Source organism: Flavobacterium album, from assembly GCF_003096035.1.
GTDB lineage: Bacteria > Bacteroidota > Bacteroidia > Flavobacteriales > Flavobacteriaceae > Flavobacterium > Flavobacterium album.
Genome location: NZ_CP029186.1, coordinates 1456616 through 1479120 on the forward strand (window position 1 = coordinate 1456616; position 22505 = coordinate 1479120).

20 protein-coding genes are annotated in these 22505 nt (G+C 45.1%); 4 read left to right on the forward strand and 16 right to left on the reverse strand.

The annotated features are described in order from the left end of the window. Positions 1-39: 39 nt before the first annotated feature. The 3 genes from ahcY (at position 40) to HYN59_RS06385 (ending at position 3043) form a co-directional block, all read left to right on the forward strand. Positions 40-1356 carry an adenosylhomocysteinase gene (gene ahcY / locus HYN59_RS06375; protein WP_108777477.1) on the forward strand — a complete coding sequence of 439 codons (1317 nt, stop codon included), beginning with the start codon at positions 40-42 and terminating at the stop codon, positions 1354-1356. A gap of 95 nt (positions 1357-1451) precedes the next feature. Then, the gene (locus HYN59_RS06380; protein ID WP_108777478.1) at positions 1452-1703 is read left to right on the forward strand and encodes a hypothetical protein; all 252 of its coding nucleotides are present in this window, start codon (positions 1452-1454) and stop codon (positions 1701-1703) included. A 188-nt stretch (positions 1704-1891) separates the two neighbouring features. Next, positions 1892-3043 (forward strand): WG repeat-containing protein, encoded by a 1152-nt coding sequence (locus HYN59_RS06385; protein WP_108777479.1) that lies wholly within the window; start codon positions 1892-1894, stop codon positions 3041-3043. A 293-nt stretch (positions 3044-3336) separates the two neighbouring features. Here HYN59_RS06385 and HYN59_RS06390 read toward each other — a convergent pair whose 3' ends face one another. The 4 genes from HYN59_RS06390 to HYN59_RS06405 all read right to left on the reverse strand — a co-directional run bounded on the left by HYN59_RS06390 (position 3337) and on the right by HYN59_RS06405 (position 5657). After that, the gene (locus HYN59_RS06390) at positions 3337-3897 is read right to left on the reverse strand and encodes a DNA-3-methyladenine glycosylase I (protein WP_108777480.1); all 561 of its coding nucleotides are present in this window, start codon (positions 3895-3897) and stop codon (positions 3337-3339) included. Then, on the reverse strand, positions 3887-4555 hold the full coding sequence (locus tag HYN59_RS06395; protein WP_108777481.1) for a queuosine precursor transporter: 669 nt from the start codon (positions 4553-4555) through the stop codon (positions 3887-3889). Before HYN59_RS06395 ends, HYN59_RS06390 begins: the two co-directional genes overlap by 11 nt. A gap of 105 nt (positions 4556-4660) precedes the next feature. After that, positions 4661-5230: a hypothetical protein gene (locus tag HYN59_RS06400; RefSeq protein ID WP_108777482.1), complete on the reverse strand. Its 570-nt coding sequence runs from the start codon at positions 5228-5230 to the stop codon at positions 4661-4663. Positions 5231-5237: 7 nt separating this feature from the next. Continuing rightward, on the reverse strand, positions 5238-5657 hold the full coding sequence (locus tag HYN59_RS06405; RefSeq protein ID WP_108777483.1) for a hypothetical protein: 420 nt from the start codon (positions 5655-5657) through the stop codon (positions 5238-5240). A 145-nt stretch (positions 5658-5802) separates the two neighbouring features. On the opposite strand from HYN59_RS06405, the gene ald reads away from it, so the two are divergent. Next, positions 5803-6897, forward strand: coding sequence for an alanine dehydrogenase (gene ald / locus HYN59_RS06410; protein ID WP_108777484.1), 1095 nt, complete (start codon positions 5803-5805; stop codon positions 6895-6897). 85 nt (positions 6898-6982) lie between these two features. Here the strand turns inward: ald and tsf are convergent, their stop codons facing one another. The 12 genes from tsf to HYN59_RS06470 all read right to left on the reverse strand — a co-directional run bounded on the left by tsf (position 6983) and on the right by HYN59_RS06470 (position 22300). Continuing rightward, complete coding sequence (tsf, locus tag HYN59_RS06415) at positions 6983-7807, reverse strand: translation elongation factor Ts (RefSeq protein ID WP_108777485.1); 825 nt, start codon at positions 7805-7807, stop codon at positions 6983-6985. 109 nt (positions 7808-7916) lie between these two features. Next, positions 7917-8729: a 30S ribosomal protein S2 gene (gene rpsB, locus HYN59_RS06420; RefSeq protein ID WP_108777486.1), complete on the reverse strand. Its 813-nt coding sequence runs from the start codon at positions 8727-8729 to the stop codon at positions 7917-7919. Between the two features lie 167 nt (positions 8730-8896). Then, a complete protein-coding gene (rpsI, locus tag HYN59_RS06425; protein ID WP_108777487.1) occupies positions 8897-9283 on the reverse strand; it encodes a 30S ribosomal protein S9 in 387 nt (128 codons plus the stop codon). Next, entirely contained in the window at positions 9284-9739 is a 456-nt protein-coding gene (gene rplM / locus HYN59_RS06430; protein ID WP_108777488.1) for a 50S ribosomal protein L13, read from the reverse strand. 470 nt (positions 9740-10209) lie between these two features. Further along, entirely contained in the window at positions 10210-10698 is a 489-nt protein-coding gene (locus tag HYN59_RS06435; RefSeq protein ID WP_108777489.1) for a hypothetical protein, read from the reverse strand. A gap of 125 nt (positions 10699-10823) precedes the next feature. Further along, positions 10824-11114 carry a helix-turn-helix domain-containing protein gene (locus tag HYN59_RS06440; RefSeq protein WP_108777490.1) on the reverse strand — a complete coding sequence of 97 codons (291 nt, stop codon included), beginning with the start codon at positions 11112-11114 and terminating at the stop codon, positions 10824-10826. Between the two features lie 20 nt (positions 11115-11134). Beyond that, positions 11135-11266: a T9SS type A sorting domain-containing protein gene (locus HYN59_RS18440; RefSeq protein ID WP_181369519.1), complete on the reverse strand. Its 132-nt coding sequence runs from the start codon at positions 11264-11266 to the stop codon at positions 11135-11137. An 8-nt stretch (positions 11267-11274) separates the two neighbouring features. Next, positions 11275-13557 carry an alpha-amylase family glycosyl hydrolase gene (locus HYN59_RS06450; protein WP_181369520.1) on the reverse strand — a complete coding sequence of 761 codons (2283 nt, stop codon included), beginning with the start codon at positions 13555-13557 and terminating at the stop codon, positions 11275-11277. An 85-nt stretch (positions 13558-13642) separates the two neighbouring features. After that, positions 13643-16465 carry an alpha-amylase family glycosyl hydrolase gene (locus tag HYN59_RS06455; RefSeq protein WP_108777493.1) on the reverse strand — a complete coding sequence of 941 codons (2823 nt, stop codon included), beginning with the start codon at positions 16463-16465 and terminating at the stop codon, positions 13643-13645. A gap of 53 nt (positions 16466-16518) precedes the next feature. Further along, positions 16519-17649, reverse strand: coding sequence for a SusE domain-containing protein (locus tag HYN59_RS06460; RefSeq protein WP_108777494.1), 1131 nt, complete (start codon positions 17647-17649; stop codon positions 16519-16521). 17 nt (positions 17650-17666) lie between these two features. Continuing rightward, entirely contained in the window at positions 17667-19211 is a 1545-nt protein-coding gene (locus HYN59_RS06465; RefSeq protein WP_108777495.1) for a RagB/SusD family nutrient uptake outer membrane protein, read from the reverse strand. Between the two features lie 17 nt (positions 19212-19228). Beyond that, positions 19229-22300 (reverse strand): SusC/RagA family TonB-linked outer membrane protein, encoded by a 3072-nt coding sequence (locus HYN59_RS06470; RefSeq protein ID WP_245895673.1) that lies wholly within the window; start codon positions 22298-22300, stop codon positions 19229-19231. Positions 22301-22505: the final 205 nt, after the last annotated feature.

Consider the following 22505-nt stretch of genomic DNA (forward strand, 5'->3'; position numbering starts at 1 on the left):
TTTGCAAAAATTTTTTGCTAATACAAATATACGATATTCATGAGTACTACGACATTACCTTATGTAGCTTATAAAGTTAAAGACATTTCGCTGGCGGAATGGGGAAGGAAAGAAATCAGCCTGGCTGAGGCTGAAATGCCGGGATTAATGGCGCTTCGTGCAGAATATGGCGCTTCTCAGCCCCTTAAAGGCGCGCGTATTGCAGGATGCCTCCACATGACCATCCAGACAGCAGTGCTTATAGAAACCCTTGTTGCCCTTGGCGCTGAGGTTACCTGGAGCTCATGCAATATTTTCTCTACACAGGATCATGCCGCCGCTGCTATTGCTGCTGCCGGTATCTCTGTATATGCATGGAAAGGTATGAACGAGGAGGAATTTGACTGGTGTATCGAGCAGACCCTTTGGTTTGGCGAAAACCGCGAGCCGCTTAATATGATCCTTGATGACGGTGGCGACCTTACCAACATGGTATTCGACCGTTTCCCTGAACTTGCGGCAGGCATCAAAGGCCTTAGCGAGGAGACTACTACAGGTGTGCACCGCCTTTACGAAAGGATGAAAAACGGCACGCTTGTTATGCCGGCTATCAACGTAAATGACTCGGTTACAAAATCGAAATTTGATAATAAATACGGCTGTAAAGAGAGCGCCGTGGATGCTATCCGCCGTGCTACCGACCTTATGCTTGCAGGTAAGCGCGTGATCGTATGCGGTTATGGCGACGTGGGTAAAGGTACTGCCGCTTCTTTCCGTGGTGCAGGCTCTATCGTTACGGTTACCGAAATCGACCCGATATGTGCGCTTCAGGCTGCTATGGACGGTTATGAGGTGAAAAGGCTGGATACCGTTATCGCTACTGCCGATATCATCATCACTACTACCGGAAACAAAGACATCGTTGTGGGAAGCCACTTCGAAAAAATGAAAGATAAGACCGTTGTTTGTAACATCGGCCACTTTGATAACGAGATCGATATGGCATGGCTTAACAAAACCCACGGTGCAAGTAAGATCGAGATCAAGCCGCAGGTTGATAAATATACCATCAACGGTAAAGACATCATCATCCTTGCCGAAGGCCGCCTTGTAAACCTTGGATGCGCTACAGGCCACCCCAGCTTTGTAATGAGCAACTCGTTCACGAACCAGACGCTTGCACAGCTGGAGCTTTGGGCAAACAGCGACAAATACGAGAACAAAGTATACATGCTGCCGAAACACCTTGACGAAAAAGTAGCATCGCTTCACCTTGCCAAACTGGGCGTGGAGCTTGAAACACTTCGTGAAGACCAGGCTGCTTACATTGGTGTGGAGGTACAAGGGCCATACAAGCCGGAGTACTACCGTTACTAAGATCTTTGGACTATTAGATTTTAGACTACAATACAATATGACCCTCGCTTTATGACGAGGGTTTTTTGTTTAAATTTGTGGAAACAATATAGAATATGACTAAAAAAGATTTAAAACCTATTCTGATAGAGGCTTTGAAGTATTATGGTGGGGCTGCAAATATAATTGAAGTTTGTCAATACATATGGGATCATTATGAGCAAAAACTGAGAAAATCAGGAAACTTATTTTTTACATGGCAATACGATGTGAGATGGGCAGCCACAACTTTAAGAAGAGACAAGACTCTAAAGCCTGCCGGATTGCAAACTAATAAAAGATGGGAATTAATTGATAAAGAAATCTAGTATCCATTTTAAAATAACTTGGAAATAATAGAAAATTATATGCAGTTTAATGCTGTAATTATTGAAGTTAACAATATTATTACTAAAAATCCTCGCTGACCGGCGGGGGTTTTGTTTAAATATGTGGGTGTTTATACATTGATTTTATATTTAACTTAGCGCTGAATAATTGAAAGAAAAAACCTAATATGTTTACCAATAAAATAATAATAACACTGCTGTTATCAGCCGTCTTCTCAGGTTGCGGACATAGTAACACGACTAAAGAAAATGTGGAGATTGTTCAGAATCCGGACAGGGAACAAAGCAGCAGCGACCGATCAGCCTACGATCATTTTTATCCTTTCAAAGATGGATTTGCAATGGTGGTAACGGCTAAAAAATATGGCTTCATAGACAAAAAAGGGAAGAATGTAATACCGTGCCAATATGAGGATGCACATGATTTCAGCAACGGACTTGCGATGGTCAAAAAAAATGAAAAGTACGGATTTGTCGATGTTACAGGCAAAGAAATAGCGCCATTAAAATATGACTTTGCGATTGATTTCCAAAATGGCAGGGCTTTGGTAAAGCTGAATGGGAAATGGGGTTTTATTGATGAAAAAGGCATTGAGATCATACCTGTAACATGCGACAGGGCCAGTGATTTTATGGAAGATGTAACAACAATAAAAGAAAACGGGCACTGGTTTATCGTTGATAAGATGAATAACAGGAAACCTGTCCGCCATGAGTGTGAGGGCATCTCTTCGTTCAATGACGGGCTGGCATCTATAACAATAGGCGGAAAAAGCGGCTGTATGGACAGGCAGGGAAATATTGTGATCCACCCCAAATACAACTATGTGTTTTTTTTCAACGATGGTTTGGCAATGGTCGAACTGGATGATAAACACGGTTTTATCAACCGCAAAGGAGAAGAGGTTATTCCATTATTGTATGATGGTTACCCTCATTTTAAGGACGGGCTGGCGGCGGTAAGCCTAAATGACAAGTATGGTTTTATCGATAAGACAGGAAAGATGGTTATTCCGATACAATACAGTAATGTTTATAGTTTTTATGATGGCCTTGGACGCGTTAAAATAGGAAATAAGTTAGGCTGTATCGATAAAAAAGGTAAAGTAGTCATTCCACCGGTTTACAACGAGATACAGGTCGGTGAAGGCATCCTTGGCGTTATAAATGAAGGCAAAGGACAATTTTTAGATTTAAAAGGGAACGTATTGTTTCCCGAAGTGTATGAAGACCTGTACGGCTTTAGCGACGGCGTAGCTCTGGTAAAGCAGAATGGCGACTGGTTCTACATTGATAAAAAAGGACACAGGTTGTTTTAAGAGATTGGCGTAACTACGATTTTTGGACTATTAGATAGTAGACTACAAGACGATATGAACTCGCTGAACGACGGGGGGTTCGTTTTAAGTTTTGCAGCAACAGTGGCTTCCCCTCTTTTAGAGGGATGCCCGAAGGGTGGGGTGTTTAAAATACTAGAAAGAACCACCCCGGCTTTCAGCCACCTCTCCAAAGGAGGGGAAGTATGGATGCGCTTACTCTTGCGGGAGTAGCGAATTTTTTAGAAGCAAAGAGTACGGCTATCTAAAAATCCAACAGTCTAATATCTAAAAATCTATCCCCTTGTCCAGCACTCCATAATATGGTCGTTTACCATTCCGGTGGCCTGCATGTTGGCATAGATAACGGTAGAGCCCACAAATTTAAACCCGCGTTTTTTCATGTCCTTGCTTATTGCGTCAGAAAGGGGAGTGGTGGCTGGTATCTGCCCCATGGACGTGAATTTATTGTCTATAGGCTTGCCATCGGTAAACTTCCAATAGTAGTTGGAGAAGCTCCCGAATTCTTCCTGTATCTTCATAAAGGCCTGCGCGTTGGATATGGCAGCGGCTACCTTTAGCCTGTTGCGGATAATGCCGGTATCCTGCAATAATTCGTCACTTTTTTCCTGGCTGTAACTGGCGATTTTCTTATAATCGAAATCATCAAACGCACGACGAAAGTTCTCGCGCTTGCGCAAGATAGTAATCCAGCTTAGTCCCGCCTGGAAGGTTTCCAGCAACAGGAACTCGAACAGCTTGTGGTCGTAATAAACAGGCCGGCCCCATTCTTCGTCGTGGTATTTTTCGTAAAGCGCATCGCCCACGCACCACCTGCATCTTGTTTTATCGCTCATATTCGTTCATTGTGTCTTTAGCAAGAAATTTATCGATCATGGCATGCGCAAGGTAGATCACCGGGGTAAGGCCTATAGCAATAAGCAGTTTTACAAAATAACCGGTAAGGCCGGAAGCTATGAATTGCTCGGTGTTCATTTTGCCTGGCAGGTAAAAAGCGATGCCCAGCACGATGAAGCTGTCGAAGAACTGCGAGATAACTGTCGATCCCGTACTGCGCAGCCACAGCATTTTGTGCCCGGTCTTTTTCTTTACGAAGTGAAACAGCGTAACGTCTATAAGCTGCGAAACCAGGAATGCTGTGATGCTGCCCACAATGATGAGCATCCCCTGCCCGAATATAGCAGTAAACTGGCTGTCGGTTACAAAATTATTGCCTGTTGCCGCCGGAATCTTAATGGCAATCAAAAGCAGCACAAATACATAAGCGATAAGCCCTGCTGTAATAAGGGAGAGCCGCTTTACGCCTTTTTCGCCAAAATATTCGTTGATGAGGTCGGTTGTAATAAACACTACCGGCCACGGTAATATCCCCACGCTCATCAGCGCTGAGCCTACATAGATGAGCTTTGGGCCAATGAGTTCTGCCACAACGGCATTGGTAATAAAAATCCCGGCAAGGATGGTATAAATAAGGTGTCTTCGGGTTTCGAACATACTGTAATATTGGTAGTTTCAAATATACTAAAATAGTATCATTTAAAAGGTTTTGTGTAAGGCTTGTCCCGGTATTAATAGTATAGTACTATGCTCATGAGCCTTCTATAGCTTCACGTCTATAGGATTCTTTTTAAAGTCCTCATCATTCACATCGGTTTCCATAATATAGACTTTGCCGTTTTCTTTATAAACCAGCTTCTCCAATTCTTCTTTTGAAATTTCATCGCACCCTGTAGGGACAAGAAAAGGCCTGAAAAGCTTTTGCCATTTTCCGTTGCGAAAAGTATAGGTTGTCATAGTATGTACGCAACCGTTCATGGGCGACTGGAAAACGGATAGCTCCGCAGCGCCATCCCCATCGAGGTCGCCTTCCGGTATGATTGTTGCTTCACAGCATCCAATAGGAAGTTGTGCAAATTTTTTGTTGTTGAAAGCTATGGCATATTCCGATGGTGTGTCGTCCTCTACAGGATTGCCTTCACCTTCTTTTACAAGGATTACTTCGGCTTCATCTGCAATACCATCGCCGTCATAGTCGTTTACGGGCCGTGATATAGGTTGTGTTGGTACAGCAGTAATCGCAGGTGGAGTTGCTATTGTGTCTGTGCTTTTTTCTTTTTTGCATGAGGCTAAAGAAAAAGCTAAAAGCAGGGTAAACAAACCTTCCTTCATTGCGTATTTATAATCGCTTTTTGTTTTTGAAGTCCTTCTTCGCTTCCCTTATTATCCCGATGAGGACAATTACCATGAGCGCGGACGCATAAAGCCAATTTCTTTGCCAAAGCTGAAAAATAATTATTCCTAAAATGCAATCGCCTATAAGTACAGCAACCTTTGATAGGATATTGATATTCTCCTGTGTCCTGTCCGAAAGTCGTGCATAAACTTTGTTCCATTGCTTTTCCAGGAAAGTTTTCAGTATATAAACTGTGACCAATGCAGCCATTAATAAAACAATGTCGCTTATCATCCCAACGAACGTAGTAATATTTTTAGCAGTTTGGTATAGAAGGTATATGATAAACAATGATATCATTATGACAAGCGCAGGCCTGAAATAACGTCTCCAAAGCTGTATAAAAAATTCTTGCCTGTCCATGAGATCAAATATAGCAAAAATTTTTGCTTAAAATTAATGATGTATTTTAGGGTGTTCGAATAAATAATATAAAAATATTTAGATACACCCCTAAATTTAAAAGGGTATATTATTATATTTGGTAAAAATATTAAATTTATTAACCATGAAAATAGGGGTTCCAGCTGAAATTAAAAACAATGAGAACCGTGTCGGGCTTACCCCGGCAGGAGCTTTCGAACTGGTAAATTACGGGCATGAAGTTTTTGTGCAGGAAGAAGCAGGTGTTGGCAGCGGCTTTTCTGATGAAGATTACCGGGATGCCGGTGCCGTCCTTCTCCCCACTATTGAGGCTGTATATGCCCTTGCTGAAATGATCGTTAAGGTAAAGGAGCCGACTCCTTATGAATACCCGCTTATCAAGAAAGGGCAGGTGGTATTTACCTATTTTCATTTTGCGTCGAGCGAAGCGCTTACACGAGCCATGATCGCGAGCAAGGCGGTATGCATTGCCTACGAAACCGTGAGCGATGAGGATGGTTTCCTGCCATTGCTTACGCCCATGAGCGAAGTGGCAGGCCGCATGGCGATACAGCAGGGTGCGAAATACCTTGAGAAGCCCATAAAAGGCAGGGGAGTGCTCCTGGGTGGCGTTCCCGGTGTGCCTCCCGGTAAAGTGCTCGTACTGGGTGCAGGGGTAGTAGGTGTGCAGGCTGCAAAAATGGCGGCAGGGCTGGGAGCGCATGTCACTATACTCGATATCAATATGAAGCGCCTGCGGTATGTGAACGACATCATGCCGAACCACGTGGTGACCGAATTCTCAAGTGTTTTCAATATCAAAAGGCACATAAAGAACCACGACCTTATCATCGGGGCGGTACTGATACCGGGAGCAAAAGCGCCCAATCTCATCACCCGCGATATGCTGAAGGAAATGCGCCCCGGCACGGTGCTGGTAGATGTGGCGGTCGACCAGGGCGGATGCTTCGAGACTACACGTCCCACCACCCATGAAGATCCGACTTTTATAATTGATGATATTGTGCATTACTGCGTTGCTAATATGCCGGGTGCAGTGCCTTATACCTCTACGCTGGCGCTGACCAACGTGACGCTGCCTTATGTGCTGAAACTGGCCAACCTTGGCTGGGAAGCTGCTTGCGAAAAATACCCCGACCTCGGCCGCGGCCTGAATATCGTAAAAGGTGAAGTGGTAATTGACGAAATAAAAAAAGCTTTTGAGAGTGCGTTGGTTTAAACTGTTTGCTATATATGTTTGTTTGTAAAGAAAAACCCCGCAACTTTTCAGGAGCGGGGTTTTTAATATGATAAAAGTGGTTTACTTATGCAAGTGCAACCCTTTTGAAACCTGTAACAGTAAGGCCAGCATCAACAGACTTGATGTACTCGCTTACGCTAAGTTTACTGTCTTTGATGTAGTCCTGGTTGATAAGGGTGTTGTCTTTGAAGAAACGGCCCAATTTACCTTTTGCGATATTGTCAAGCATAGCCTCCGGCTTGCCTTCCTGGCGAAGCAGGTCTTTTGCGATCTCGATCTCTTTCTCAACGGTAGCAGCGTCAACGCCTTCTTCGTTAAGGGCAAGTGGCGCCATAGCGGCAGCCTGCATAGCCACGTTGCGTGCAGCTTCTTCGCCGCCTTCAACGTTTGCAGAAAGTGATACAAGTGTAGCGATCCTGTTACCAGCGTGGATGTATGAGCCAACAAAAGCGCCTTGTAGTTTTTCAAAAGCACCGATTTCTATTTTCTCACCAATAACACCTGTCTGCTCAGTAAGTTTCTCAGCAACAGTAATGCCGTTATAGTCTTTTGCAAGAAGGTCTTCAAGAGAAGCGCTTTCCAATGCAAGGGCAGCGAAATCGTTAGCCATTTTCACGAAAGTATCGTTTTTGGCAACGAAGTCAGTCTCACAGTTAAGGGAGATAACCACACCTTCGGTTTTGTCAGCATTAACAACAGCGATAACAGCACCTTCAGAAGATTCCCTGTCAGCCCTGTTTGCAGCTACTTTCTGTCCTTTTTTACGAAGCACTTCGATAGCTTTGTCAAAATCGCCTTCAGCCTCAACAAGGGCTTTTTTACAGTCCATCATACCGGCACCTGTAATTGTTCTTAATTTATTTACGTCAGCAGCAGTGATATTTGCCATGTTTAAGTCGTATTTTAATTTGTTGTTTTAATAAATGATAAAGCCGTCATCCGGTTAATGCTACAAAAGTAAACATCACCCCGCACAACGGCTTTATTGTAATGTTAACTTATTCTTCAGTAGCAGCTGGAGCTTCTGTTTGTGCAGGAGCTTCTACAGCAGCAGGAGCAGCAGCTACAGGAGCAGCTTCAACTGCGCCTTCAGCGTCATCCTGGAAGTCTTCCTTGTCAGATTTCCTGTCAGAAAGGCCGTCAACTACAGCGCCTGTTACAAGCGATAAGATTTTTTCGATAGATTTTGAAGCGTCATCATTTGCAGGGATAACATAGTCAACCTGGCGTGGGTCAGAGTTGGTATCTACCATTGCGAAAACCGGAATGTTTAATTTCTGAGCTTCTTTTACTGCGATGTGTTCAGCCTTGATGTCTACTACGAACAACGCGGCAGGAAGCCTTGTCATGTCGGCAATAGAGCCAAGGTTTTTCTCAAGCTTAGCACGAAGACGATCAACCTGAAGACGCTCTTTTTTCGAAAGTGTCATAAATGTTCCGTCTTTCTTCATTTTATCGATAGAAGCCATTTTCTTAACGGCTTTACGGATAGTAACGAAGTTTGTAAGCATACCGCCTGGCCACCTTTCAGTGATGTATGGCATGTTTGCTGCCGCTGCTTTTTCAGCAACGATGTCTTTTGCTTGTTTTTTTGTGGCTACGAAAAGGATTTTTCGGCCTGAAGCAGCGATCTTTTTAAGGGCTTCGTTAGCCTCTTCGATCTTAGCTGCAGTTTTATACAGGTTGATAATGTGTATGCCATTACGCTCCATGTATATGTACGGGGCCATGTTAGGGTCCCATTTCCTGGTCATGTGTCCGAAGTGTACACCTGCTTCCAGTAAGTCTTTAACTTCTACTTTATTTGCCATTTTTGTAATAGTTTACGTTCTGTTGAGTAAGCGCAATGTTCAGGTGGCGCACTATGGCTGGCCCTGCCCATTTAGATGCTAAACTAACCCCTCGCCTCAGCGGGGCAACAACAACTTTTGTTTTTAAATTTTTAATCAAATCCCTTATAACAAGGGCATACAGAATATTAACGTTTAGAGAACTGGAATCTCTTACGGGCTTTCTTCTGGCCGAATTTCTTACGCTCAACCATACGTGGGTCCCTTGTCAATAGTCCTTCAGGCTTCAGGATGCCGCGGTTCTCAGCATCAACCTCGCACATAGCGCGGGCGATAGCCATACGTACAGCTTCAGCCTGTCCTGTGATACCGCCTCCGTATACGTTTACTTTCACGTCAAAGTTCTCAGCGCTGTTCGTCATAGAAAGCGGCTGGCGTACTTTGTACTGTAGCGTAGCGGTTGGGAAGTACACTTCAAGTTCTTTTTTGTTTACCGTGATCTTACCAGTGCCTTCGCTAAGGTAGATACGGGCAACAGCAGTTTTTCTCCTGCCGATTTTGTGGATAGTTGCCATTTACTTCAGGTCGTTTAAGTTAACGGTTTTAGGCGACTGAGCAGCATGCTTGTGGTCAGGTCCTACATATACATTTAAATTGCGGAATAGCTCAGCGCCAAGCTTGTTCTTAGGCAGCATTCCTTTTACAGCTTTCTCAACAAGGATAGCAGGGTTCTTAGCCTGCATCACCTTAGCGGTAAGCGTCCTTTGTCCTCCTGGGTAACCGGTATGACGCATGTAGATCTTGTCGTCAAGTTTGTTACCTGTAAGGTTGATTTTTTCTGCGTTGATAACCACTACGTTATCGCCACAGTCAACGTGCGGTGTATAATTTGTTTTGTATTTGCCCCTTAAAAGCATCGCAACTTTAGAAGCAAAACGGCCCAAATTATGCCCTTCAGCATCGACAACGATCCACTCTTTCTGAGCAGTCGCTTTGTTAGCCGAAACTGTTTTGTAGCTTAATGTGTTCACAATAAATAATTTTAATTAAACATTCCGTCCCCAATAAAGGGGTTGCAAAAGTACAATTAATTCTTAGAAATTCAAATATGTAGAAAAATTATTCTTGAGAGAATGATTTTTAACAGCCGGAGTACCGTAAAGATAGGGTTTTTAATGGAGCAATGTGCTAATAATTCAATGTTCCAATTGCTATTATGAGTATATAGTCCATTCCTTTCCGGCAGGAGTGCAGCTCTTCCCCTCCTTGTAGGGGTGCCTGAAAGGCGGGGTGGTTATTTGATATAGTATATATGTAAGATAATAAATTTTCAGGAGCAGCAGTCTAAGCGCACTTTTACCATCGCCGGTCCTGCTGTCCGCTTTATCTGCCTCCTTCGTCGGCAGGATACCGCTTCCATCAGTGCTAAAGGGAAAGTTGGCTTTGTTTCAGTAATGGCAAATCGGTAGAAGTAGAGTTTCTCCTTAGGAGATGGGAAGGCCTACTCCAATGGCCTTAGCGTATTACTGTACGTCACCGTAAAAGGTGTTTTCGATCCCGGATTTTTCATCACATAGATGAATTTATATTTCTGCGCTTCTTTGGCTTCTATCACTACTTCGTGGTTATCCGACTTGTCGTATAGGGTAGTATCAACAGTATTATCGATCCTGGTTTTATCTGCAATGCCGGTTTTCAGGTTGGATATGGCATAGCCGCTGTAAAACTGGCCTTTTGCGTTGCCTAAAGTGATTTTCTCGCCTTTATAGTTCTGCGTGAGTATCACCACCGAATATTTGGCAGCAGTGGCCTTCAGCCCTTTCAGCACTTTTGTTCTTTCCTTATCGGTTGCCGCCCTGAAATCGTCGCGGTATTGTACTTCAGCAGGTTTTTCAACTTTAGCTTCTGAGGTGCCTGATGTTGCAGTCTTATGGCTTTTGCACATTGTAAATAGCAATGCTATAAATACTATAAGTGTTATCTTTTTCATATTTTATAATTTAAGCAACTTTAAAAATACATCAGCAATAGGGGATATGCTATGTATTTATGATAGTGATAACAAAAAAAAGAGGCTGCCTTTTGTGACAACCTCTTTATGATTTTATGAAATATTTATAGCTCGATTTGGATTTTTACCTTACCGCCTAAACCTTTTTCTACAATGTCGAAAAGCGTTTTAAGTGTCAGGTTATTTCCATTATTTTCAATTCGCGAAATATATTCCCGTTTTTTGTCTACTATTTCGGCTAATTGCGATTGGGTTAAATTTTTTTCTTCACGGGCTTTTTTTAGCATAAGACCAATCTTAAAGCTCTCAAAATCTCTTTGAAGCTCTTCGCGTCTTTCAGTCCCCTGAACACCGTACACAGCATCTTTTATCTCTTTCCAGCTTTTAGTTTCCATTTTTATTATATTTTAATTTCTTACTCCTTCACCAATTTCATTGTACTCATACGCCCAATACCATGCGTTACCTTCACCAAATATAATCCTTTGTCAAGGCTGCTGATATCAAAAGCAGTTTCCGCACTGGCAGGGCCGAAACTTCTTACCAATTGTCCCGTTATGGTATATACCTCTGTTTTTCTGAAGCAACCGTAATGCTGAAGCTGTTGCCTGCCGGGTTAGGATAAAGGCTCGCTTTGACGATACTGTTATCCGCCATACTCAATGGCGCGGAAAACTTATATATGGTTACTCCTTTTGCGGCAAGAGGCTGGAGCGGCATATTAATGAAACCTCCGTTGCTGTCTATGGTAAAATCCATCGCGCCGCCGCTCAATAGCTCTGTGCCGGAATAGATACCCGGCGTTATCCCGCCGTACGGCAGTGATACCGTCAGGTTCGCGAGGGTGGCATAGCCCATATTTACCACCACAAGGATATTCTCATCCTGGTACTGCCTCAGGAAGGCGAAAGCCGCAGTGGAAGATGTTGTTACCCCTTTAAATGTACCTTTTGTCAACGCATTCTGACCCTGCCTCATCGCGATCAGGTTCCGGTAGTGGTTCCATAACGATGTGCTGCTGGCCTGCTGTGCCGCCACGTTTTTGGTGGTGTAATCGGCATTGACTGCCTGCCATGATGTCCCTGTAGTAAAGCCTGCACCGCTTATAGGCGCCCACTGCATCGGCTTCCTGATTAGCTCATCCGGTTTCACGCCCGTCATGCCTATCTCTTCACCATAATAGATGTAAGGTATGCCCGGCAGGGTAAGCAGCAGGGCAGAGGCTGCCTTCATCTTCGGCATATCGCTGCTAAAAGTGCTCATTACCCTGTTGGTGTCATGGTTGCCCAGTATAGTGCCAAATTGCAGGAACGGGTACGACTTCATTACGTCTTCCATCTGGTTGGTAAGATCGGTGGCGCTGCCGCTGTTCAGGCCATTCAGTATCGCGTCGGCCAGCTCAAATTCAAAGCAGTAATCCAGGCCGTTGTTGTTTACATACTCTGCGGCAATGCTGGTAACATCCCAAGCCTCGCCCACAGCAAAGGCATCTGGATTTACCGACTTATAATAATTCCTGAACTCCTGCCAATAAGCTATTGTCTGTGGTGCATTCTGGGTTTCGGTAGCGGTTTCGTATAAAAACTTCACAGCATCGAGCCTGAAGCCATCCACGCCCATATCGTTGAGCCAAAATTCAGCCACATCTTCCATTGCCTGGTGTACTTCCTGGTTGTTGAAATTCAGGTCGGGCATGCTCCCGGTAAAAGCGCCGTAGTACCAGTCGCCATTGTAAGCATGCCATGGGTCATTGTCGAAAGGGCCGGGAGTGTTCGGGTCAGTGTCTTCCCAAATGTACCAGTCGCGCTTGTCGCTGGCCGGGTTCCTGCTCGAAATGAACCACGGGTGCTGGTCGCTGGTGTGGTTCATCACCATGTCGATGATCACCTTTATGCCGCGTGCATGAGCCGCCTGCATGAACTCGATGAATTTTGGGTTGTTGCCGTAATCCTGCTCCACGGTCATGTAGTCTGTCACGTCATACCCATGGTAGGATGGCGACTGCTGTACCGGCATCAGCCAGATTCCTGTAATGCCAAGGTCGGTGGTGGTATTCGGGTTGCCATCGTTCAGGTAGTCCAGCTTATCAATAAGCCCCTGCAGGTCGCCTTTGCCATCACCATTGCTATCCTTAAAGCTGCGGACGAATATTTCATAAAATACACGGTCGTTCCACCAGTGCGTCTCCATGGCATCTACCCTTATAAAATTGGTAAATGTCCGGCTTGCCGATTCGCTATCTGCATTTGTAACGGTTAGCGTTACATTATAATTTCCGGTTGAACCATAAGCTACAACTGGGTTTTGCAGGTCAGATGTCCCGGGAGTTGCACCGGGCATAGACCATTGCCACGAAACTGGGTTGCCTGCCGAAAAGTCTAAAAATTGTACGGCTTCGCCGGGTTGCACTACATAGGCATTGGCCTTCGCGTTTACATTTAGCATATCGGGCGGCAGCACATCGTTGTACCAATAGGATACTATCCCATTTGCAACAACGGTATAGCTGCGGTTCGGGCCGCCTCCGGAAAATTCTTCCGTGCCGTTCCACTGCGCATTGATACGGGTCTTGAATTGTACGGTGGCACCAACCGTAAGCGTTATGGTCCCGGTATAAATGCCATCAGCATCGGTATCGGAAAGTACGGTAGTAGGGGAGCCCCAGTTGTTGAATGTCCCGGCGATATCCACCGTTTGCGTGGCAGGGTTAAAATTCCCCAGCGCTATCTGCTGGTTCATGTTCACCTGAAACTGTACTCCTGTAGTTTGTGCCTGCGCTGTAGCTGCCAAAAGCAAGAGTAGGAGGCAGGCCGTGATTTTTTGCAACAATTTTTTCATAGCGTAAATGTAATAATGATCTAAACAAAAGGCCTGCTGTTTAACGCAGGCCTTAAGAAACATAACTTATAAAAACTAACTCAAACTATTCTTTTACAAGCTTCATGGTGCTCTGGCGGTTAGCTGCATCGGTAACTTTTACCATATACAGGCCGTTGCCCAGGCTGCTCACATCAAATGATGTGTTGGCCTCTGCCGCACCAAAAGACCTTACCAGCTGGCCGGTTACAGCATACACTTCTACCTTTTCGGCAGCAGTGCTCAGGCTGAACTGGTTTTTCGCAGGGTTAGGGTATAACGCGATAGTAGTAGTACTGAATTCTTCATTGCCAAGCACTATGGCCGCCTGGTTGCCAAATATCCTGAACTCGCCCGGCTGAAGCGTAATGCTTGTTATAGAGCCGTCAAACGGTGAGTTGTCCATAAGGTTGTACCATGTGCCTCCAAAAGGGAAGCTGGTGTTAACCGATTGCGCTGTAAGGTTAAAGTTGGCAAGCACGATAACATTTTTCAGTTGTGTTGCAGGTATAGCGTCACTCCATATGTCGAGCCTTGGCAGCAGGTTGCCCGATGCCACGGTAAAGGTATTGGTATGGAAAACTGCATTCTCCTTACGCAGTTTTAGCATTTTTGCCCAGGTGTTGTACAGCGACATCCTTTCAGCATTCGTATCATATCCAAGCTCAAAAGCTATGGGCTTAGGATTGGTACGGCAGCCATTGTTGATGCTTCCGTCCTCGCAGCGGTTGATGCTGAATTCGTAACCAAGCTCGCCAAATTCCCAAATCATTTTTGGTCCCGGTACTGTCAGGAATACAGACCCGAAGGCCTTCATCCTGTCAAGTGCCGTGTTAAGGTCTCCGGCATCATACGAGCCAGACGTTCCTCCGTACAGGATATTTTTATACATCAGCCTTTCTTCGTCATGGCTTTCTGCAAAGCCTACAAGCCTTGGCTGGCTGTAACCCCTGTTCTCAAAATCAATAGAACTGAAGTTGCTGTTTGTGGCATACCCCATGGTGTTCTGGTTATATGGGTCGGTTATTTTACCCCAAGGCATGATGCCTTTTCCTTCACCTACACGGTAGTTGGCCCATTCGGTTTCTTCAGCGGCAGAGCTGCCCGGCCCGCTTCCTACACCAAGATGTTCAAATATAACATAGAAGTTCGGGTTTAAAGCCCACTGCATATCGGCATAGGTTTTCAATATCGCAACCCTGTCGGCCTGGTAGTTGTTGGTGCAGGTTTCGTTATTGGTACAGTTTTGTGTAAAGCCTTTGGTAAGGTCCCAACGGAAACCGTCGATATGGAAATCGTTTATCCAGTGCTCAATCGTCCTTTGCACATAATATTGTGTAAGGGCCGACTGGTGGTTAAGGTCGGTGCCCACACTATACGAGTGTGTTGCAACAACATTACAATAGGGGTTTTCGGTTGTTGTGTTTCCATAACCATCACCGTCAGGATCGTTTACCCACATGCGTGCAAGGGGAGAGCGGCCATATACATGGTTCAGGGCAACGTCAAGAATTACAGCAATACCATTTTCGTGGCAAAGGTCGATAAATGCTTTCATAGAATCTGCTGTACCATAGGCTTTATCATTAGCCATGTGGAAAGTAGTATTGTAACCCCATGAAATATTGCCTTCAAACTCCATGATCGGCATAAGCTCGATAGCGTTGATGTGCAGGTTCTTGAAATAATCAATCTTCGCGCTTAATGCGTCCCACGTTTTACCCTGTGTAAAATCCCTTACAAGCAATTCGTAGATAATAAGGTCTTCTTTGGCCGGTTTCACAAAATTGGTAACCTGCCACGGGTAAGAAGGCTGCGCCGTTTGCAATACGCTAACGTCAAAACGCTGGCCTTCCGGATAAACTGGCAGCCCCGGATATGTAGCCGCAGTAATATAAGGGTCGTCGTCCGGCGATAGTACAAGTGTAGAGAACGGGTCGGCTACTTTTACAAGTGCTGGCGAGTTGGCAACAGGAGTCTGGTCTACTACCCAGTATTGGAAAGTATTTACCTGGCCCGATGTAAGCCCTGTAAGCCCCAGCCAGAATTTGCCTCCCGGATCTTTTTTCATGGCATACGCCGAAGTCGGGTGCCAGTTGTTAAAGCTGCCTGCTACATATACAAAGTCTTTGCCCGGTGCGTTAAGTACAAGCGTAGCCTTTGTCGCATCTCCCGCGTTGTAGTTGATGCCATCGCGCATACCTGCAGGCATTGCTTCGGTTGCTGTATTTGGGTTTACAATGGCAGAGAAATCTTTGGTGATCACATTCGTCCCCTGCGTAACTACCAATTCATAATTCTGGTTGGCCGTAATGCCGGTATGGTTATAAGTAAATGTCGAAACGTTGTTAGCGGTATTGATACTCACACCGTTTGACATGAGGTTGTAGTTAGCGGGCCCGCCGGTATTGTTAGCCGTAATGTTAAGGTTTCCGCCAGAGCTTAGTATGGTCGTGCTGTTTACGGCAGGTGCAGTGAGGTTCACCTGGAACGCTCCCACGTTTACCGAAATGTCAGGGTTGGTTTGCGGCCCCGAAGATCCCGCTGCACGGAATACGAACCACATTTTTGTGATCGTGCTCGTAGTAGGAACACCATAGAACGCATACAGGCTGGTAGGTATTTCCAGCTTGTAGGTTGTGCCGGAAACAAGCGTTAGCGATGGCTGTGCGTTAGAGCCCCATGTACCTATAACATTGCTCCAGTCGGTGCCGTTCACCGTAAGGCCGGTGTGTACGTAAATGGTGCCGTTATAACTTGCCAGGTTAGTGCCTGCCTTGTCAAAATAGATGGTCACCGGCTGGTCTGCAAGCACAGGGGTGGGGTTTGTGGTCACCTGCGCAAAACCGATGAAGCCTAATAGTAAAAATAGTATTGTAAATTTTTTCATGATAATGTATATAAGAAAAAGGGCTGACAAGCAGCCCTTTTGTATTTTAGGTATTATAGCCCTGTAACTGCTGCTGTGCCGTCAAAGTTCACTGTAAGCCCAATAGTATAAGATCCCGGGGTTATAGGGAAATTAGTTGAAGCAGGGTTGTAGGTCACCATCGGATCGCTGACACCAACGTTGAATTTCCATGCATCATTTGCAATAAACTGTCCTGTATTGGCGGTCCTGAATTTCAAACCACCTGTAGAAAGCGATGTTGTAATAGACCATTTGTTAGTTGCAAAGTCGTATGTCATTGGCGTTTCATCAGTCCATCCGCCCGGAGTTGCATCTCCTATGATACCCCACTGCATCTTAACAGCTTTGTATTGCATGTTGTCAATATCTACCCAAACATAGTAAAGGCCATCGGTATCTGCTACCTTAATGTCCTGACTGCCACCTGAATTTTCCAGGTTGCCGTCCTGGGCACCCCCTATAGTACCATAGTTACCGTTATCCCAGGTTCCCTGCTCGCCAATAAATTTAAATCCTTCACCTGCAGCGATCTTTACATAAGCCTCAAAAACTTTTGTAGTACCATCACCCAAATAGCGCATCGGTATAGCAGTAGCGTTGTCCCACGCGCTAAGACCGTAGTATGCCTGTGGCGCACCCACAAGGTAAAGCACAGGGTCTACTGGCTCAGGTACCCCGCCTGTACCAAAAACAATGGTCAGGGGTAATACGTCAGATACCATTGGCAGGTCGGCATTGTCGCCGATTGTCGCGGTAACACGTACTTCTATGTTTGCGTTTACTCCATCGGCAAGGCCCAATCCCGCAGGATTATCAGTAGGCTGCTTTATAAGGAAGTTTTTAAGTTCAGAGCCGGAAATAACAAGAAAACGGTCACCTGTGTTTGCAATAGTAATAGGAGCTGCAAAATTCGTCTCAGCAGCAGCTATTTCCACTTTATAATCAATTTCCGTATCAACGCTGTAAGCAGTATGGTCCCACACAAGGGTTAAGGCCACGGCATCAAGCGCATTTGGATTTATTACGATACTGGCGCTTCCTTCAGGTGCAATAAGCACAGGTTTCGTCGATTCGCTTACGACAATCTGGTTGTCGTCTGTAGTACATGACATTACCGATAAGAACAGCAATGCCACAATTGATAGATTAAATATTTTTTTCATTTCTTTAGTGTTTTGTGTTAGTAACCAGGGTTTTGTGATAAATTAGGGTTCGCTTCAAGCGCAATTTGAGGGATCGGGAAAACATTATAGGTAGAAGGGATTGCTACGCCACCCGCGCTATTGCCCTTCCATGGCCATACATAGCTTCCGCCGGTAAATTTCCCGAAACGGATAAGGTCTGTCCTCCTGTGGCCTTCAAGGTTAAGCTCGCGCGCCCTTTCATCAAGGATAAAGTCAAGTGTAAGCTCGCTGGCGGTAATAGCCGGCGCATGCGACCTTGTTCTTACATTGTTCACATACGTTAGTGCATCCGATGAAGAGCCGCCTCCGCCACGCACTACGCATTCGGCATACATCAGGTAAGCATCCGCAAGCCTGAACAGAGGGAAATCGGTAGGTGAAAATTGTGTGGCATTAGACGGGCCATTGAAATTGGTATTCCTGAATTTGGTAGATGGATACCCGTCTACCCATGTTTTATAATTTTCCATTTCATAGTTATGCCCGGTTGTCCAGAAAAGCTTAGCCCTGTCGTCAGGAGAGGTTTCAAGATCACCGTACAATGAATACCAGGCTTTCGTAGCCCTGTGGCCGGACCAGCCTTCGGTCGCGCCAAAAGTACCTATCGGCATCGTTTCTGTACCCAAAGAACCGTTCACGATATAAGTCGTGTTAGCAAAACTCTGGCTTACTACCGGATCAGCGATAAGCGGGAAAATGATCTCAGACGATGTATTGTTGTCGCCGCTAAATACGCTTACAAAATTAGGTGCAAGTGTGTATCCGCCCTCATTGATCACAAGAGAGGTGTAATTCAGCGCATCGTTCCAGCGTGCTGTTCCGGTATATACCTGAGCATTAAGGTACAGTTTAGCCAGCAGCATGCGTACTACTGCCTTGTTTGCCCTTCCGTAAGAATTTGTCACCGGCATAGAAGGTTCAATAGCGAGCAGCTCGCTTTCCACATAGTTAAACAACTCTGTTCTTGAAGCTTCAGGAAGCGGTGAAGTGGTGCCGTAATTACTTTCATTCACAAGAACGCCCTTGCCAAAGCAATCGATCATGTAGTAGTAAGAAAGCGCCCTGATAAAGCGAAGCTCGCTTTTTATCTGCTCTTCATTGGCCACGTCTACATTTTCAAGCGCTAATATGATGTTTGTGGTTTGGGGTACTATATAATACACCCTGTCGTACAGGTACTGGAAAAATTTGTTCCTTGAAGTCCAGTCAGATGCTGTGGTAAGCTGGTCAAGGCCGTCATCGCCCCAGCGGTTTTTCATACCGTCTGCTGTAAAATCCTGCAGGTTAATGATACCCCTAAGGAAACCTGTTTCACCGGCATTACCGCTGATATCAGAGCTTCCCGGGCCGCTTGGGCCGGACAATGCAAAGGTGCCATACATTTTAGAAAGCAGGCCTTCTACTGCCTGCGGGTCTTTAGCCAGCAGGTTCTCCAGCGACATCTCTACTTTTGGCTTCGTATCAAGGTCACTGGTACAGGATGAGATACCGAGAGCCAATGCGGTAAAGCCTAAAATTATCTTATTTCTGAAATTTTTCATGTTCAATTTTTTTTGTATTAAAAGTCAAGATTTACACCAAAACTGTAAATTCTCGGACGCGGATAAAAGTTACTGTCAATACTGTTGAAGTTTTCCGGATCCTGCCCTGAATATTTAGTAACAAGGAAGGCATTGTTAACTGTTCCGTAAATACGTACTGATGCCGATTTTACTACGTTGCTAAACCTGTAGCCCAATGTGATGTTGTCACACCTCAGGAAGGCAGCATTCTCAAGATAGTAATCCGATAACGGCACAGGGTCGGCGATCGTTTTGATCCTTGGGTCGGCAGCGCCATTATAAAAGTCAAGAACGTTGTTCAGGCTGTTCGAGTTGTTCGGTACCGGCCTGTTTGTCCATCCGCCCTGTAGTTTTACAGCGTTATATACCTGCCCGTCAAACTGTCCGTGGAAATTCGCCGAAAGGTCGAAGTTCTTGTAGGTAAAATTGGTGCTGAAACCAAAAGTATAGTTAGGGCGAAGCGCTTTGAAATAACGGTCGCTGTTGTTTATTATGCCATCGCCGTTACGGTCTTTGAAAGCCCCCGGAATAATGTGGCCGGCGCTGTCATACAATTGCTGGAACACATAGGCAGAATAAGGTTGCGAGCCTACGCTGTTGCTTGCCAGGTAGATACCCGTAGATACCGGAAGGCCGGAGTCGGTAGCGTCATTTCTTGTTACATCACCCAGGTCTTTTATTTTTCCAAAGTTATAGGCAAGGTTACCTCCAAGCTCCCAAGTGAAACTATCGGTTGTCACCGGCTTAAGGTTAAGGTTAACTTCCACACCCTGGTTTACCATGCTTCCAACGTTTTTAGTGATCTGGTTGGTAAGATATTGCCCCGGTGGCACACCAACTTTAGCAAGAAGGTCTTTAGTATCTTTCCTGTACACATCTACGCTACCGGATAGCAATTGGTTTTTGAATAATGAAAAATCAATACCGGCATTGTAAGTGGTGGTAACTTCCCATTTTAGCTTGTCATTGAATGGGTTAGGGCTGTAAGTGCTGATTCCCGGAAGGTACTGGCTGCTGGAAGAGCCAGGGCTGTAAATTGCCGATGTAGGGTAATAGCCGGCAATTCCTGTAATATCCTGCTGGCCTGTCTGGCCCACGCTAAGGCGCAATTTAAGGTTGCTTACAACGCTGTTGTCTTTCAGGAAGCTTTCATCGCTCATCCTCCAGGCAAAACCGGCTGCAGGGAAATAGCCCCAACGGTTGTCTTTCCTGAATAGCGACGAACCGTCTGCCCTTAATGTGAAAGTGAACAGGTAACGGTCATAAAGGTCCACATTAGCACGGCCAAAGAAAGACTCCAGTACTGTTTTGTTGTAATACCTGTTGTTTGGGTTTGCAGCATTTATTACTTCTTCTCGTACCCCTGTACTTGTATTGTACTGGTAGTTGGTTTTGTAACCATCGTTCACAAAACTCTGATACGAATGGCCTGCCTGAGCGTCAATACGGGTTACAGGTCCGTCAAAGTTTTTAGTGTAGGCCAGGTAAGCGTCCATCAGCTTGTTGGTAATGTGCTGTGTTTCCCTGTAGTTTACTCCGGGATTGAATATCCATGCGCCATTGGCATTATCTTTCTTGTAAGTTGCAAGAGCATACTGGCCGAACTTTTCAAGGATGTTAGAACGTGATGCGTCAACACCAAAATTCACAACCGCCCTCAGTTCAGGAAGGAAATGCATTTTATAATCAAGCTGCACATTTGCAAGCAGCCTGTTTACCTTGTTTGGCCTCCTTCTTTCGTTCAGCAGGTTAACAGGGTTATACTGCCCGTCAAGAATTGTCGGATCTAAAGTCGTTGTGTTTTGGTAATAACCACCAAAATTACCAACTGTACCTGTGGTGTAAATAGGCTTGGTAGGATCCATATTCAGCGACCCGGCAAGAGCGGGTGATTCGTCTATTTCATTTTTATCCACCCAGGTGCCTTTTGCATTTGCTTCGATTTTAAGGTGATCGTCAAACAGGCTTGGATTAATTTTTACAGATCCGGTGTAACGCTCATAATCGTTCGTTTTTACGATACCTTCATTATTAGTGTAACCAATAGAGGCACGGGCAGGCATTTTTCCAAAAAGGTTTGCCCTTGCGCTGAAGTTATGATCGGTGAAAAAGGAATTCCTTGTTATGGCTTTCTGCCAATTGGTGTTAGACAGTATCCGTCCTTCAACCTCTGGTGTTGCAGGGTTATCTACTAAAGTATTCGAAGGGTCGTCTATACCTAGATTATTGGTTAAATTTGGATGGTACTCCTGTATGAACTTTGTAAAAGTTGGGCCGTCCATCATATCTATCATATTGTTGGCTTTGCTCGAACCCACTGTAGCAGAATAGTTAAATTGCGGTTTGCCCGATGTACCTCTCTTAGTGGTGATGATAATTACGCCATTAGATGCCCTGGAACCATATATAGCAGTAGCAGAGGCGTCTTTAAGTACAGTAAACGATTCTATATCGTTAGGGTTTACCAATGAAAGCGGGTTAGCTACGCCCGCAGGTGAAACAAGATCCAGGGGGATACCGTCTATAACAATAAGCGGGCTATTGGTTGCACTTAATGAGCTTCCGCCACGAATCCTGATGTTCGGGGCGGCATCAGGAGATCCTCCCGCGCTGGTTATCCTTACACCCGGGGCACGGCCGGTAAGCAATTGGTCAACGCTCGTAAGGGCGCCTTTGTTAAAATCTTTAGCTGTTACAGATACCACCGACCCGGTAGCATCTTTCTTTGTCGTGCTGCCGTAACCGATCACTACAACCTCCTGTAATTGCTGGCTGTCTTCGGTCATTGTTACATCGATGGCGCCCTGTCCGTTGTAGGCTACTACCTGGTCGGCATAACCGATAAAGCTAAACACGATCTGGTCGCCGTTTTTTACTCCGGACAGCGTAAAATTACCGTCCATGTCGGTGGAAGTGCCGTTTTGTGTGCCCTGCACAATTACATTGACCCCGGGTATGGGCTGCCCGGAAGCGTTATCACGGACGGTTCCCGATAAAGTGCTCTGGGCCAGCGCACTTATCGGAAGCATCAGTAACAAAAGTAATAACTTTGAGTACATTGTTTTCATACAAGTTGTTTAGGTTAATTTTGCGTTTTGTTTTTGCTTATAATCCACTTCGAATGTTAAAATTATGTAAAAAATAATATCAAAAAAACGTTTTCGCAATTATACCCAAGCGAAAACGTTGTCGTGTTGAAAACTTTCTTCATTTCTCACATTTTCAGTAAGATAATTGCTATTAATAAAAATAACGTTTACCTTTATTTTCGAA

What these genes read in the sequence shown, in the direction of transcription:
- HYN59_RS06435 (WP_108777489.1), bottom strand. Translation starts at nt 10,698, where the DNA reads ATGAAAAAGATAACACTTATAGTATTTATAGCATTGCTATTTACAATG.
- rpsB (WP_108777486.1), bottom strand. Translation starts at nt 8,729, where the DNA reads ATGGCAAATAAAGTAGAAGTTAAAGACTTACTGGAAGCAGGTGTACAC.
- HYN59_RS06465 (WP_108777495.1), bottom strand. Translation starts at nt 19,211, where the DNA reads ATGAAAAATTTCAGAAATAAGATAATTTTAGGCTTTACCGCATTGGCT.
- ald (WP_108777484.1), top strand. Translation starts at nt 5,803, where the DNA reads ATGAAAATAGGGGTTCCAGCTGAAATTAAAAACAATGAGAACCGTGTC.
- HYN59_RS06380 (WP_108777478.1), top strand. Translation starts at nt 1,452, where the DNA reads ATGACTAAAAAAGATTTAAAACCTATTCTGATAGAGGCTTTGAAGTAT.
- HYN59_RS06390 (WP_108777480.1), bottom strand. Translation starts at nt 3,897, where the DNA reads ATGAGCGATAAAACAAGATGCAGGTGGTGCGTGGGCGATGCGCTTTAC.
- HYN59_RS06385 (WP_108777479.1), top strand. Translation starts at nt 1,892, where the DNA reads ATGTTTACCAATAAAATAATAATAACACTGCTGTTATCAGCCGTCTTC.
- HYN59_RS06450 (WP_181369520.1), bottom strand. Translation starts at nt 13,557, where the DNA reads ATGAAAAAATTGTTGCAAAAAATCACGGCCTGCCTCCTACTCTTGCTT.
- HYN59_RS06400 (WP_108777482.1), bottom strand. Translation starts at nt 5,230, where the DNA reads ATGAAGGAAGGTTTGTTTACCCTGCTTTTAGCTTTTTCTTTAGCCTCA.
- HYN59_RS06470 (WP_245895673.1), bottom strand. Translation starts at nt 22,300, where the DNA reads ATGAAAACAATGTACTCAAAGTTATTACTTTTGTTACTGATGCTTCCG.
- rpsI (WP_108777487.1), bottom strand. Translation starts at nt 9,283, where the DNA reads ATGGCAACTATCCACAAAATCGGCAGGAGAAAAACTGCTGTTGCCCGT.
- tsf (WP_108777485.1), bottom strand. Translation starts at nt 7,807, where the DNA reads ATGGCAAATATCACTGCTGCTGACGTAAATAAATTAAGAACAATTACA.
- HYN59_RS06405 (WP_108777483.1), bottom strand. Translation starts at nt 5,657, where the DNA reads ATGGACAGGCAAGAATTTTTTATACAGCTTTGGAGACGTTATTTCAGG.
- ahcY (WP_108777477.1), top strand. Translation starts at nt 40, where the DNA reads ATGAGTACTACGACATTACCTTATGTAGCTTATAAAGTTAAAGACATT.
- HYN59_RS06460 (WP_108777494.1), bottom strand. Translation starts at nt 17,649, where the DNA reads ATGAAAAAAATATTTAATCTATCAATTGTGGCATTGCTGTTCTTATCG.
- HYN59_RS06395 (WP_108777481.1), bottom strand. Translation starts at nt 4,555, where the DNA reads ATGTTCGAAACCCGAAGACACCTTATTTATACCATCCTTGCCGGGATT.
- HYN59_RS06455 (WP_108777493.1), bottom strand. Translation starts at nt 16,465, where the DNA reads ATGAAAAAATTTACAATACTATTTTTACTATTAGGCTTCATCGGTTTT.
- HYN59_RS06440 (WP_108777490.1), bottom strand. Translation starts at nt 11,114, where the DNA reads ATGGAAACTAAAAGCTGGAAAGAGATAAAAGATGCTGTGTACGGTGTT.